We start from the raw sequence: 12,853 nt of genomic DNA, 5'->3' as shown, positions 1-12,853 counted from the left end.
GCTGCCAATGGCAGCTTTTCTTGCCTTACAGGACGTAAGGTATGTCAAAAATACAGGGATGTTTAATTTTTGACGCCCTACTTATTTGGAGTCCACTAAATTACTATTGGTAAAAAAGTGTGATCTGACCCTACTTATTATTGGTTAGAGGATAAGCGCGGCGAGTTCTTTAATTGAGTGCACGATTGCTTTAGGTCGATATTGAATAAGGTCTGCTTCGTCACTTGCGCCATGGGTGATACCGATGCTATCAACGCCAGCGTGTTGCGCCATTTCTAAATCATAGCGACTGTCACCTATCATTAACGCATCTTCAGCATTTACGTTTAGCTCTAACAGTATTTGTTCTAGCATATCCGGGTGAGGTTTAGAGCGTGCATCATCTGAGCTCTTTGTTAAGTGAAACAAATGCTTTGTACTTGATACCGCCAGTACATGCTCTAATCCTTGTCGTCCTTTGCCAGTAGCTACCGCTAATAACTTGTTATTTTTATGCAGAGATAGCAGTAAATTTTCAGCGTCTTGGTATAAGGGGGAAGGAGTTTGATTTAATTCTAAGTATTGAGATTTATAGTGCTTGATCAGCTGTTCTATTTGCACTTCTTTGATATCTGGAAAAAGAATTTTAGCAGCTTCCGTTAAACTAGCTCCGATAATTGACCTTGATGATTTATCGCATGGAACTTTAAGTTTTGTAGATTCAGCAGCGGCCTGGAGTGAGTGCACAATTTTATTTATTGAGTCCATTAATGTGCCGTCCCAATCGAAGATATAAAGCTGATAATTATTCATGGTTGTTCTGATCTCAATTTAATCAAACGAAAGTGCGTTTTTACTAATAGCATATATTGCTGTTTAATTAGCCTAAAAGCCAGTGCTTATGAGGTTTATTGCGGGATTAGTGACTTTTTTATGGCATTTTTATCTCATTTTTACATAAGGCCTATTTACAGCACAGTTGTGCAGTCATAATATGGTAATAATCATTTCTAAAATATAATACTAATAATTATGTCTGGCTTAAAACGTATCATCCTAATCGATACCCATTTACCTGGTTTAGTTGAACTTAAGGTCGATGGCCATACCAACATTTGTGGAACTAATGCTTCGGGTAAAACAACATTGCAAAGATTGTTGCCAGTCTTTTATGGTGAAGCACCCAACAAGGTGGTTCCGGCGACTCGTGATAATTTTCAAACTTGGTATTTACCGCGCGAATCGAGCTTTATCATTTATGAGTATCAGCGTTTGGACGACAAGTTATGTATGGCGTTGTTAACATCATCAAATGTTGGTGTTGAATATCGTTTTATCGAAAAAGGTTTTGATGCTGAAGATTTCATCACTGACGATATGGCATCAACCGATGATGCAGCGTCTCAGCGCTCTTTAACTAAAGGCGAAATTAGCAAAAATATGCGCCAGCAAAATGTCATGGTTTCAAGAGCCTTAAACAACAAAGAGTATCGTAGCGTTATACAAAACGATAGAGCAGTTTTAGCGCTGAGTACCCATAAACGTGATTTGCTAGCAGCAGCTCGTAGCTTTAGTTTATGTGAAAGCGATGCTCGTTTGCGTCATATCGAAAAACTAATCAAAGCGGTGCACTCAAAAGAGGGCAAGATGGAAACGATCAAAGCAATGATCGCCGCCATTTTAGAAGAAGACGGTGTTGAAACGCCGAGTAATAAAATATCTAAAGCGCAAGTCGATGATTGGATTAAAGAGTGTCAGTTAATTCAAGAGTTTCAGTCGTTAATGCCAAGCTATCGTTCGTTAGAAAAGGTTAATGCGTCGTTGCAGCATACGGAGCAACGTTTAAGTCAGCTTAAGTCTCAGTTAAGCGCAGATTTATCGTTGTTAAGTGATTCAATCGTTAAAGCCGAACAAGACAATTCTGCGTATAAACAGCAGTTATCTGAGGTAAAAAGTAATTTTGAACAACAACGCGATGAACAGAACCGTACCTTATCGATGGCCAATGCCGATGTAAAAAGTGCCGAGCAGCACTTGGATCAAATCGAAGATAAATTCAACGAGTGGCAAGACTTAGACATAGAAACTCATCAGGCTAATTTAGATAAAATTGATAATTGGAAAGTACAATTAGAATCGAATAGCCAGCAACATGCCTTGCTTACCCAAGAGCATCAAGATATCGAAGCGTCTTTCCATAAACGTGAAGCGGATATTGAGAAAAAACATTCAAAGCAATTGGCACAGTTAAATCTGCAAAAAGACCAAAGCCAAGAACAATTAGATGTTCAACAAAAACAAGAGCGACAAGCATTAGCAGAATTAAAAGACAGCCAAGATGCTCGTTTAGCCGCGATTAATAGTGATTTCGACCGACAAATTAATGATAACAAGCTGAAGTTACAAACCTTAAAAACTGAAATTGAATTAAGCGGACCAAGCGCTGAAGAACAACAACAGATGGCGCTTCAAGAAAACAACCTTGAACATGCGCAAAGTGATGAAGATCATACTCGCAATGAATTTGCAAAGCTCAATGAGCAATTGCAGAGCGAGAAATATCAGCAAATTGCGGCTAATGAAAAGCTTAATAAGTCACGAGCGAAGATTAAAGCCGATAACCAACGTTTAGCAGAAGTGCAATCTTGGTTAGACCCTGAAAATAATTCATTGTTGGATTTTCTTCGTAATAATTTATCAGGTTGGGAACAGAGTTTAGGCAAGGTTATAAGCCCTGATTTACTCGCCCGCACTGATTTATCCCCTGCTTTAGATGATAAAGAAAGTAATAGTATCTTTGGAGTATTACTTGATACTGATGTGATTAATGAGTCAGAGCTTGTACAAACTGAAGAGCAACTCAAAGAGCAGTTATTAAACATTGAAGAAGAGCTTAAAAGTGCGCAAGCAATTCATCTTGATTTAGAGCAGGGGCTCGCAACACTTAATGCGGCGGTTAAGCAAACCGAGCAAAAGTGTACTCAATTGCAGTCACAGTGTCAGTTTAAACAAGATACCAGAAAACGCATCCAAGATGAGCGTAATCAGCTAAAAGAACAACACAAACAAGCGCTACAAGAGCGAAAACAGCAGCGTTTAGACAGTTTAAAAGGTGTTGAAAATAGAACTGAAAAGCTTATTAGCAATAAAGCCAATGCCATCGAAGAGCACCAAGAGCAGTGCCATGATGAAAAGATGGAACACGAACTTCATTGGCAACAATTAATAGGCGGTGTTGAACAAAAGGTTAGCTCGATTAAATTACAAGTAGCTGACGCTGAGAGCCAATATAAGCAAAACTTAAAAGCCTGTAAAAAATGGTATCAAGATGAACTAAACAATCGCGATGTTGATGTTAAACAAATAAGTGAATTGAAGCAGAGCATTAGCGAGTTACAGGACAATATTGCGGTAACCAATAAATATCGAGATAAGGTCAGCGAATACGCGTCATGGTATGAATTAGTCTTTACCAAGCAAAAAGCAGGTTATCTAACACAATTATCGGCGGCGAAGGAAAGCAAGTCGAAAGCGGAACGTTTACAGGCTGAGCTGTTAACCAATTATCAGCAGCAGCAACAGCAATTGCAAAAGCAGCTCGAACAGTTGCAAAAAGCTTTAAATGAACAACGAGAGTTATCATCGGGCATTACCACGATTAAGCAACAAATAGCGACCATGATATTGCCAAAAGCAATCGTTGTAACAGAAAACTCTACGGCAGCCGCGCGCTTAGTTGAAGCACGAGAGCTCATCGATAATCAACGCAAAGCCAGCAAAGATATCGAAGAATTTGTTAGCTATTTTGATAATGCCATCGGGCAAAAGTCGGGTTTAAGTCTTACTGAAACCTGGGAGCGAGCGCGACAAGATTGTTTAGTTGAAAATGCCCAAGGATTAACGGTATTAGATTCGCGCAAAATGGTGACAGAATTAGAGACGTTATTAACTATTTTAGTGCCACAACATTTGGCCGGGGTACGCAATAATGGCTTAACATTTGGTAATAACCTCAATCAATATTACAACCTATTAGCTGATATCGATAAGCGCATTGCCTTGCAATCAAGACGCATCAGTAAAGAAGTCGAACACGAACTGTTTTTAGATGGCGTGTCGGAGTCGTCGGTTAAAATACGCTCTAAAATTAGTGAGTTTGATTTCTGGCCTAAATTATTATCTTTCAATAAGTTATATAGCCAATGGGCAAGCGATGAGAGTGCCGAATTACCTGACGATGAATATATGCAGACCATGCGCGAGGTATTGGATGTACTAGGTCGGGCAACAATGAGCGGTGGAATTAGTCAATTGCTTGATATAGAGCTGCACCTTAAAGAAGGTAATTCTGAGCTGGTAATACGCACTGACCGTCAATTAAACGAAAGCTCGAGTCACGGTATGGCTTATCTTATTTTGTGTAAATTCTTACTGGCGTTTACCCGCATGCTAGTGGGCAAATCAGAAGTTATTATTCATTGGCCAATTGATGAAATTGGTACGCTTGCCAATAAAAATGTGAAGAAAATATTCGACGCCTGTAAAGAAAACAATATTCATGTTTTAGGGGCATTTCCAAACCCTGAATCGGATGTCTTACACTTCTTCCAAAATCGTTATTTAATTGAAAAGAATCCGAAGGAAAAACAACGACTTCGTATTGTAGAGCCGAAAGTCAGTCGGATCAGTGAATTGATTAAACAGCGTAAAGAAACGGAGAAATCAGCATGATCACTCTACAAGGGCAAGTATTAGAAACGTTACTCAGCGGCGGTTTTATATGTAAAACCACCGATGAGCTTGGTTTTAACTTTTTGCAAAATGACGAGAACTATAGAAACGTTGATCAACAGCTTAATTTGATGAATCGCTGTATCGCTACCGCAAGCGATGGTCAGGTATTATTTTGTGCTTACCAAAGCATTGACGAAACAGAGCGCAGAGCGGTCAGCGTGCAGTTTAGAGAAATCACCAACGCCTTATTACCATTGATTGAATGGCTAGTGTTAGTGCAAGAAGCGAAGGGGGATAATGCGCCTTTGACTGAAGGTAAAGTGGTCCGCCTCAATGAAATTCAATCGGTTATTGAAGACACACCGGCTTTTACCGAACAATTAGCCAAGATTGCCAAGTACAGTGTGTTTAATTCAACCAGTTCAGTGGTTGATGCTCAATTAAAACTTATTTTTAAGCGTTTGGTCGATTTAGGCTATTTGTTAAGGCCAAACCCTGAAACACAGATATACCTAGCAACGGGAAAAATTGATTACCTATTTGAAGTCATCCGATTTATCGATGACAGTGAAAACCTTAATTTAGCGCAACAGGCGGAGCAAGCCATTGAGCAAGGAGACTTGCTGTGAACACAAGCTCTAAAACACATTCAGCGATGAGTCATCCATTACAGATAGCCGGCGTTAAATTTTTAAAGGCGTTGGCAAAGCATTCTGATGTGATCATGAAAGCTTATTTATCAGGTAGAGTGAATGAGTTAGATGTTGATGCCAAAGTTTTAGAAAAGCTTGTTGAGCTTGGTGTATTATGGCGTCCTGAGCCAGAGCAGGATTTGCGTTTAAGAAGTGTTGTCCGTGGTTTATTAGAAAATAGCCTAAGAGATGAACGTAATCGTCAAATCGATGCAAATATCGGCTCTAAAGTTGCCGCTATCACCACCATTGCCAATCATTATAAAGAAGCTCTGCATCAGCAAAATTATGCTGAATCAGAAGTGTATATGGAAGATTTAACCGAGCAAATTTATGGCTTAGTCGATAATTTGAAATCGAGTGTCCGTAATTTATGGCGACGTATACATAATGAGTTTGGTTATGTCGCATCAATCAACGCCAAAATCCGTGAAAATGAACTGGCACAAAGCCAGCTTACCGAAATGCGTCAACAACTTGAGATGTTTGAATTTGATGAACTCGCATTACTTGCGGGGAATTCACGAGAATTAAGACGTTTATTGGTAGTACAACTGCAAAAGAGTCACAGTGAAATTAGCCAAGAGCTGACTTTAGCGCAAGCAAAATTGATCGATTTACTGGGTAAGTTTAGAGAATATCTACAACGATCACAGTTGCTCAAAGGTTTTGTCCTTCACTATCAACAAAAACTTGATTTTCAAATTAAAGATTACGCCGCTAGACATAATGTGCCGAGCTTATTCAATATTGCACCGGCCATGATCAAACCTGCCAATATTGATGTCAGTAATATCGAACACGAGCAAACATTTGCAACTATTGTAAGCAATATTAAGCAAGTTAAGCATTCGCTAGGGGATAACAAAACTAAACGACAGGGGCAGAGCTTTGATGTTAATGATATCGATTCAATCGATATAGAGAGTGATACCATTAAGTTAGCGATTGAAGACTATTTCTGCCAAATCATGGATACAGGTGAGCGTATGTCGGCGCTTGAGTATCATCAAAGCAAAGAGCTCGACATTGACAGCGAGCAGTGGATTTACGGCGTTATTAGTGGCTATCAAGGATTGACGGTAGAAGAGCAAGAGTTCTTTGAAATCGATACGCTCGGCCATCCCCACCCAATATTTAACGGTAATTATATCATCGAAGATGTTGAGCTAGGATTTAGGTAGCCATTAATGTTCAACGTTACCTTAATCAATAAAGAAAAACGAAAGGTTAAAGCTTTAAAAACGTTAAAAGGCGCTTATAAAGGTATTTATGAATTCTTGAAAATGCATCAAGCAGACCGGCAAGCACACGCTATTTTGACTGGTCCAGGAATTGGCACTAAAAGTTTCAGCAACTATGAATCTGTTCCTTATACTCCAAAATTAAAGAAAGACTTTCTTTTATCTTCAACTTGGCGTGAATTGAGATTGCAGGCTTTAGAAAGAGATGAACAACGCTGTCAAATATGTGGAAAAACACCACAAGATGATAAGGTTTCACTTGACGTTCATCACATTATCGAGCGCTCAATTCGCCCTGATTTGGAAGCTGAAATAAGCAATTTACAAACACTCTGTAAACAATGTCATCAAGCATTGACCAATCGCTTTAATAAACAGCGTTAAAGTTTAATATATTCGCTTGCTTTCATTTTATGATAATTGACCTTGTTGTAGGAAATTTCGATAGGATCAGGATCGACAATGTCAATTTCAATACCATTAGTGATCGCCGCTCTTAACGCCATTTGGGTGATATTGACGCTAAAAGATGTTCCGATAAAAACCATTTTATCTGCGCTGTACATGCGCTGTTGAGCTTCGCTTATGCGGTACAGTTCGGTATAGAATTCATCGAATAATAATACGTAGGGCTTGAATGAGTGATTGAGAGTTGGTTTATTGTTGCTGATTTTAAAAATATCGAATAAGGATTCAACCAAGTTAGTTTCATCAACTTTATCCCATGGTGTGGTAATGCACTCTACTTCATCACCTTGGAGATGGAATAAGGTCATTTGATCTAACCGGCCATGAATCGCAATATAATCTTTATTACCAGCTTTTCCATCAAGGCCATCAATATTTTGAGTGATCAAGTTTTTGTCACTAAGCCAGTGATGAACTTCATTTGGCCCATGATTTCGATAGGTGGCAAAGCGGTGATAATACCAAGATATAAACTGTGCGGGGTTGCTTTCATACATGGCTCGAGTGGCCATTTCCATTGGCGTATAGTTATTGCTGCCAATGGTCCAGAATCCATCTTCACCACGAAAAGTTGGGATACCGCTTTCTGAGGATACGCCCGCGCCGGTAATGTATAAAGTATCGTTCACTGAGTTGCTCATCGATTAATTGTCCGCTTGCTTTAATTTTACTATAACCACTGTCAAAAGGAGTGTAAAATATGCGCCATATATTTATCACTAGTATTAAGCATTCGAGTAACAAGACATTATGTTTGAATTAAAATATCACACACCTATTGAGTGGGCAGAAGTTGCTGTCGCAGATTTTGATGCATTTTTGCAAGATCATGCTGCCGCAGAGAAGAAAGCAGCAAGCATGGCTATGACGATGTTGTCTCATTATCAAGACAGAAAAAACTTAGTACGAGCGATGACCGACCTTGCTCTTGAAGAAATGATCCATTTCAAACAAGTATTAAAGTTAATGACTCGTCGAGATGTAATGTTAGCGAATGACGAAAAAGACCCGTATATCAACGAAATTAGAAAAATGTTCCGTCATACTCGTGCGGAAAAATTTCTAGACCGACTACTTGTTGCTGGTGTAATTGAAGCTCGAGGGCATGAACGATTTTCATTAATCGCAAAGGTATTGCCAGAAGGTAAGGATAAAAAGTTCTACGACGATATTGCTAAATCCGAAGAGAAACACAAAAATTTATTTGTTGAACTTGCATTAGAGTATTTCGAAGAAAGTGAAGTTTATCAGCGGCTTGAAGAAATATTAGTTGCGGAAGCTGAGATATGTTCTAAATTACCGTTTAGAGCGGCACTGCATTAATTATAGGCTTTTAGCAACATTGACCCTGTAAGTTGCTAAAGATATAAGTCGCGTTATTTGTTACAGGTAAAAATAAGAACAAAAAATCAAAATCAGATGCCCGAGCATCTGATTTTTTTATCGCCGAAAAAAGTTTTCGCAACCAATATATAGCCGTCGTATTTGATCACAATTGGCCGCCAAAAAGTCACTATTTTAACTCATTAGTTTATTAGTATTAAAAATACTAATCGGATATTTAAAAAGTTTAATTCCGCTAAATTGAGGTATTTATATGGTTAATGCAGCGAAAATGAGAGCTCAATTGGAGCAAATAAATGGTAGACAATATCACTATACAAAAGTGGATTTATGTCGATATAGCAATGAACAAATATGTCGCCAAGCAATTAATGGCAACAAGGCCTTTATCTTAGAATTGATTCGCAGAGCAGAGTTTGCTGAAGAAGAAGGGGATTATTTGATCGCAAATGAATTATATAAGTCGATGATCAAAGGATTACTTTAACTTCATCACTTACTTGTTATACTGATTAAAAATTTTAACAGGTGAGAAAAATGAAAATAGCGAACTATCTTAACGCCACAAAAATGTTGCTAGTTGGTGTTGTGAGCACAAGCGTTTTATTAGCAGGGTGTTCTGAACCGGGCAAAAAAACTGAAGCAAAACCAGAATCTGAGATTGATAAGCTGGTTGTCGTTGAAGCGATGAAAGATCCAATCATTGTAAACATCACTTCGCTAGATGATTTAGTTGCTTTGTTTAAAGAGCACAACTACGACAAAGAGAGTTGGGCGCAAGGTAATCGTGAAGTGCCAAGACTATCTTTTGAAGAAGTGAGTCATCGCTGGAAAGAAACGTCTAATGATATTCCGGTAGCACTAAAAAAAGAGATTTTCTTTCGCTTAATGGCGCCGTTAATCTTAATTTCAAATGAACGAATTTTATTAGAACGAGAAGAAGTTCGCACCGCATCTTTAAGTAGTCAGAATTTAAAAGAGTTGGCTGACAAATATCATGTACTTAAAGATGGTAAAGAAATGACCGAAGAGCTAAGAGCGGTGTTATTGTTGAAAGTCGATATTATTCCACCATCACTAGCATTAGCACAGGCTGCTGAAGAAAGTGGATGGGGGACATCTAGATTTACCGAAGAGGGTAATGCATTTTTCGGTCAATGGGATTTTTCAGGCAATGGCATGAGACCAAAACAGCAACGTAAAGAGCTAGGAGATTATGGCCTCGCACGATTTGATAGCCCATTGGCATCGGTAGAAGGCTACATGTATAACATCAATACTGGCACAGCTTACGCCAAACTTCGCCAATTACGTGCAGAGATAAGAACAAGCGGCAATGAAATAACTGGTCATGAGCTAGCGGGTACTCTTGATAAGTACTCTGAGCGTGGACAAGCATACATTGATGGTATTCGTGAAATGATAAGTTACAACAAACTTGAACAAGTGGATGAAGCGTATTTATCCGAAGAAAAGCTTATTCATTTAACTAATCACTAGTTTATAACGATATTTATATTTAAACGCCTCTTTTGAGGCGTTTTTTTTTGCTTAATTCTCTTATCTTATTATTTTAATTTCAGAGTTGCTAAATCAATTCTACATTTATAAGGAGTTGTAGGGCGATAGTTAATTAAATGAGGGCTTAACAGGTAAATTTAATTGAATTGTCTGTTACTTGAATAATGGCTAATTATTTTTATTGACGCTGTCGTCGCATTGTTATGTTTATTAGTCAACTTATGTATTTCGCTAAAAGTCAGTTGTATTAAGAAAAGAAGATAAAAATTGTTATACCAATTATGGTTAAAACTTAAATTTAAAGTATAGAGATCTAAATTATTCTAATTTGAAAGTGTGTTTATTTTAACCACTTTTTGTTATTTGCGCTTAGTTGTTAAGAAATGTGTGTCATTTTGTTTGTTTTATGTTTTATTTTGTTACTTAACTTGTTAAAATTTTTACTCAATTCTTTTATTCATTCAGCAGGATGATTTTTAAAAAGAATAATAATAACCCAAAATACATAAACAAGATAAGAAACACCTCTATGAATATAAAGACAGTTAGTTGTAGCCCTTTATTTGTTGCATTAGCGTTGCTTTCTGCGCCAGTAGCAAATGCGCAAGAGACCAGTGTTGAAGAGACTGACATTCAATCTGTAGAAGAAGCCGCTGTAGATCCGAAAACGCAAGCTTGTTTAATGGAAAAAATGAACCAAGCTAAAGGTGCTGACTTAGTATCTCAACTTCGTGACGAATGTGCTGTAGAGGTTAATGGTCCAAAAGATACTAGTAATCAAGGTGCGATTTCTAAACGTATTATCGGTGAACGTGAAACAGCGTATAACCCATATGTAATTACCCCGCACAGAATGAATTATATTTTACCAGTAACGGTAACTGATAGCATTAACAGACAAGAATATAAAGACTCTGTACCTGAATCAAAGTGGGCAGAAAATATTGAAGAAACGGAAGCTAAATACCAATTAAGTATTAAAGTTCCGTTAAGTTATGATGATATCTTCACTGAAGGTGATGAAATCTACTTTGGTATGACGTTACAATCGTGGTGGCAAGTATATTCTGAAGGTATATCTAAACCGTTTAGGGAAACCAACTACCGCCCAGAAGTTTATTATATTACCGGCTTAGATTGGCACCCACTAGAAGGCAACACAGGTTTGATGTTTGGTTTTGAGCATCAATCAAATGGTCGCTCAAACGCAATTTCTCGCAGTTGGAACCGTATCTACGTAGATTTCTTATTTGAAAAAGGCGACTTTGCATTTTCATTTAAGCCTTATTACCGTTTAAAAGAAGATGAAAAAGAAATATTAGATGACGGAAGTTATGATCCTGATGGCGATGACAACCCTGATATTAACGACTACATGGGCTATTTTGACCTTGGTGTTGCATATCAATACAACAACTTAGAGTTTTTCGCTCAAGGCCGTGCAAACTTCGCAACCCATAAGGCTGGTCTAGAAGTTGGTATGACTTTCCCGCTTTGGGGTAAACTAAAAGGTTATGTTCAATACTATGGTGGTTACGGTGAGTCATTGATTGATTATGATCACAAACAAAACCGATTAGGTATTGGTATTGCGCTAACGGACATTTTGTAAGTTTAATTATAAAGCTTAGCTAAACCCCAACATTGAAAAATGCTGGGGTTTTTTATTGTCAGAAAATCGAAGTTAAATACTGCTGTTTTCTAATAAATCAGCGGGTCATCTTTTTAACAAAAACAACAACGAATAGGGCGATGGTGAAACTGCCTGTAAACGCTTCTGTAGCGGCGATCGCCCTAGAGATACCTATCGGTGTTATCTCGCCATAACCTAAGGTGGTAAAAGTCACTACCGAATAATATAAACAAGTAAGAAAGTGCTCTAGGTTAACTAGCAGACTATCACCTGATTGGAAATAAAACGGTTCACCATCGATGCGAATACCAGTAAAAAAATAGAGTAATGCACAAATAAAAATCAGTAAAATAGAAAACTTCACCACGCGCAAAGGCTCTTCACCATAACCACAAAATAAATCGACAATTTTCGACATCAAACGCGCTATGGATGGTTTTGGCATTTGATAACGTCGCATAGTTAATTCTTTTTGGATAAAGCGACCAGAAAGAGTAAATATGCCTTCTCGCTCCGAGTGCTTTCTTAAATCTCGGTAAATCTCTTCAGATTGCTCATATAAGTCATGTGCCAGCACCAAATCAAAATCTTTTACCGCCTTTTTGGCTTGCACCTCTTGAACTAGTTTGTCACCAATGTTGAGCTTTTTGATCTTGGTGTTATTCCAAATACAGCCAAGTAAATTACAGTTTTTTAAGTTAGCGCAATGCAAATTAGTATTAGTTAAATTTGCTTTCATTAAGCTCGCGTGTTCAAAGTTAATGCTAAATAAGTGAGCGCCAGATAAGTTTGCTCGATATAAGTCTGCATGGCTGAGATCATAGCCATTCTTGTGATGATGATTAACCAAATCGATACCGCTCAGGTCAGCATTTTTCAAACTGATGCCGCGTAACATACCACCATTTTTTGCATGAGCTTCAAGATTTTTGACGTCATCTTTATTGTTTTTAATGATCATTGGATCATGCCAATAACATAAACCAGAATCCGTTTGTGGTTCGTTACATTGGTAGCCATCAGGATCACAATATAAACATCTGTCTTCGCTAGTGCTCGTCATTATTTAGTTCTTTTATTTAAGCTGTTAATTTTAATCGATAATTTGATTTATTAGTGTAGGTGCTAATCTTAATTCTTGCCAAAAAGCGGATACTAGAGGAGAAGAGTGTCTGTGTACGAATCAGAGTTGATGATAGAAACAAAAAGGCCGATAGCTAAGCTATCGGCCTGTTTAA

Annotated in this window: 11 protein-coding genes; 8 read left to right on the top strand and 3 right to left on the bottom strand. The window is 38.0% G+C overall.

Going from position 1 to position 12,853, the window contains the following annotated elements; all coding sequences use genetic code 11:
• Window positions 1–144: 144 nt before the first annotated feature.
• Window positions 145–792, bottom strand: a complete 648-nt coding sequence (locus LT090_RS10050; protein ID WP_068545393.1) for an HAD family hydrolase — start codon at window positions 790–792, stop codon at window positions 145–147.
• A gap of 219 nt (window positions 793–1,011) precedes the next feature.
• Here LT090_RS10050 and LT090_RS10045 point away from each other — a divergent pair, with 219 nt between their 5' ends.
• The 4 genes from LT090_RS10045 to LT090_RS10030 are packed head-to-tail and all read left to right on the top strand — an operon-like array spanning window position 1,012 to window position 7,033.
• On the top strand, window positions 1,012–4,710 hold the full coding sequence (locus tag LT090_RS10045; RefSeq protein WP_068545394.1) for an ATP-binding protein: 3,699 nt from the start codon (window positions 1,012–1,014) through the stop codon (window positions 4,708–4,710).
• Complete coding sequence (locus LT090_RS10040) at window positions 4,707–5,342, top strand: hypothetical protein (RefSeq protein WP_068545395.1); 636 nt, start codon at window positions 4,707–4,709, stop codon at window positions 5,340–5,342. The genes LT090_RS10045 and LT090_RS10040 overlap by 4 nt, the downstream gene beginning before the upstream one ends.
• Entirely contained in the window at window positions 5,339–6,589 is a 1,251-nt protein-coding gene (locus LT090_RS10035; protein WP_226996461.1) for a phosphoenolpyruvate carboxylase, read from the top strand. Before LT090_RS10040 ends, LT090_RS10035 begins: the two co-directional genes overlap by 4 nt.
• Window positions 6,590–6,595: 6 nt before the next feature.
• A complete protein-coding gene (locus LT090_RS10030) occupies window positions 6,596–7,033 on the top strand; it encodes an HNH endonuclease (protein WP_082897077.1) in 438 nt (145 codons plus the stop codon).
• Here the strand turns inward: LT090_RS10030 and LT090_RS10025 are convergent.
• Complete coding sequence (locus tag LT090_RS10025; RefSeq protein WP_068545396.1) at window positions 7,030–7,758, bottom strand: SIR2 family NAD-dependent protein deacylase; 729 nt, start codon at window positions 7,756–7,758, stop codon at window positions 7,030–7,032. The two genes, LT090_RS10030 and LT090_RS10025, sit on opposite strands and share 4 nt — an antisense overlap.
• A gap of 109 nt (window positions 7,759–7,867) precedes the next feature.
• On the opposite strand from LT090_RS10025, the gene LT090_RS10020 reads away from it, so the two are divergent.
• From LT090_RS10020 to LT090_RS10005, 4 genes are all read left to right on the top strand, one after another.
• Window positions 7,868–8,440 carry a MiaE family protein gene (locus tag LT090_RS10020; protein WP_068545397.1) on the top strand — a complete coding sequence of 191 codons (573 nt, stop codon included), beginning with the start codon at window positions 7,868–7,870 and terminating at the stop codon, window positions 8,438–8,440.
• Window positions 8,441–8,714: 274 nt separating this feature from the next.
• Window positions 8,715–8,948, top strand: coding sequence for a hypothetical protein (locus LT090_RS10015; RefSeq protein WP_068545398.1), 234 nt, complete (start codon window positions 8,715–8,717; stop codon window positions 8,946–8,948).
• Between the two features lie 50 nt (window positions 8,949–8,998).
• Window positions 8,999–9,961 (top strand): glucosaminidase domain-containing protein, encoded by a 963-nt coding sequence (locus tag LT090_RS10010; RefSeq protein ID WP_068545399.1) that lies wholly within the window; start codon window positions 8,999–9,001, stop codon window positions 9,959–9,961.
• A 550-nt stretch (window positions 9,962–10,511) separates the two neighbouring features.
• Window positions 10,512–11,594, top strand: coding sequence for a phospholipase A (locus LT090_RS10005; RefSeq protein WP_082897078.1), 1,083 nt, complete (start codon window positions 10,512–10,514; stop codon window positions 11,592–11,594).
• A gap of 97 nt (window positions 11,595–11,691) precedes the next feature.
• Here the strand turns inward: LT090_RS10005 and LT090_RS10000 are convergent, their stop codons facing one another.
• Window positions 11,692–12,678 (bottom strand): pentapeptide repeat-containing protein, encoded by a 987-nt coding sequence (locus tag LT090_RS10000; protein WP_068545400.1) that lies wholly within the window; start codon window positions 12,676–12,678, stop codon window positions 11,692–11,694.
• Between the last annotated feature and the right edge of the window lie 175 nt (window positions 12,679–12,853).

Source organism: Thalassotalea crassostreae, from assembly GCF_001831495.1.
In the GTDB taxonomy this organism is placed as follows: Bacteria; Pseudomonadota; Gammaproteobacteria; order Enterobacterales; family Alteromonadaceae; genus Thalassotalea_A; species Thalassotalea_A crassostreae.
The sequence above is the reverse complement of the archived record's forward strand: the minus strand, read 5'-3'. Positions and strand labels throughout refer to the sequence as shown.

Bases quoted from the DNA above. Each gene is read 5' to 3' on its own strand.
- LT090_RS10015 (WP_068545398.1), top strand. From the start codon at position 8,715: ATGGTTAATGCAGCGAAAATGAGAGCTCAATTGGAGCAAATAAATGGT.
- LT090_RS10050 (WP_068545393.1), bottom strand. From the start codon at position 792: ATGAATAATTATCAGCTTTATATCTTCGATTGGGACGGCACATTAATG.
- LT090_RS10020 (WP_068545397.1), top strand. From the start codon at position 7,868: ATGTTTGAATTAAAATATCACACACCTATTGAGTGGGCAGAAGTTGCT.
- LT090_RS10040 (WP_068545395.1), top strand. From the start codon at position 4,707: ATGATCACTCTACAAGGGCAAGTATTAGAAACGTTACTCAGCGGCGGT.
- LT090_RS10005 (WP_082897078.1), top strand. From the start codon at position 10,512: ATGAATATAAAGACAGTTAGTTGTAGCCCTTTATTTGTTGCATTAGCG.
- LT090_RS10025 (WP_068545396.1), bottom strand. From the start codon at position 7,758: ATGAGCAACTCAGTGAACGATACTTTATACATTACCGGCGCGGGCGTA.
- LT090_RS10045 (WP_068545394.1), top strand. From the start codon at position 1,012: ATGTCTGGCTTAAAACGTATCATCCTAATCGATACCCATTTACCTGGT.
- LT090_RS10000 (WP_068545400.1), bottom strand. From the start codon at position 12,678: ATGACGAGCACTAGCGAAGACAGATGTTTATATTGTGATCCTGATGGC.
- LT090_RS10030 (WP_082897077.1), top strand. From the start codon at position 6,596: ATGTTCAACGTTACCTTAATCAATAAAGAAAAACGAAAGGTTAAAGCT.
- LT090_RS10010 (WP_068545399.1), top strand. From the start codon at position 8,999: ATGAAAATAGCGAACTATCTTAACGCCACAAAAATGTTGCTAGTTGGT.